We start from the raw sequence: 406 nt of genomic DNA on the forward strand, positions 1-406 counted from the left end.
CGTCACGGCGCGGATCGCCGACGGCACGCCAGCCACCGGGACCCTGTACCAGGGTGCCCGAGCCGATCATGGACTGGAGCAGTTCCTCGACGAGGTAAGGGCTGCCCGCACTGTCCTCCCACAGTCGGTCGAGGACCTCGGCGGGGACGTCGCCGGGGCTGTCCACGCCGAGCTGGGCGGCGACCATCTCGTGCACCTGCGGCCGGGACAGCGGCGGCAGTTCCACCACCACGGTGGCGGCCCCGCGGCGGCGGGCCGACTGCGCGAGGTCCAGCGCGTCGCTGATGTCGGTGCGCACCGTCGCCACCAGGAGCACGGGCGTGTAGGCCAGGTTGTCGACCAGGTACTCCAGGACGCCCAGCGTCTCGGGGTCGGCGTCGTGCAGGTCCTCCAGGAGCAGCAGCTG

The 406-nt window shown here is 72.7% G+C and carries 1 pseudogene; it reads right to left on the reverse strand.

Going from position 1 to position 406, the window contains the following annotated elements:
• Positions 1–406: pseudogene (locus tag LPA54_RS40710) on the reverse strand (LuxR family transcriptional regulator); the annotation flags it as partial.

It is taken from the genome of Streptomyces sp. DH12, assembly GCF_020873895.1.
Taxonomy (GTDB): Bacteria; Actinomycetota; Actinomycetes; order Streptomycetales; family Streptomycetaceae; genus Streptomyces.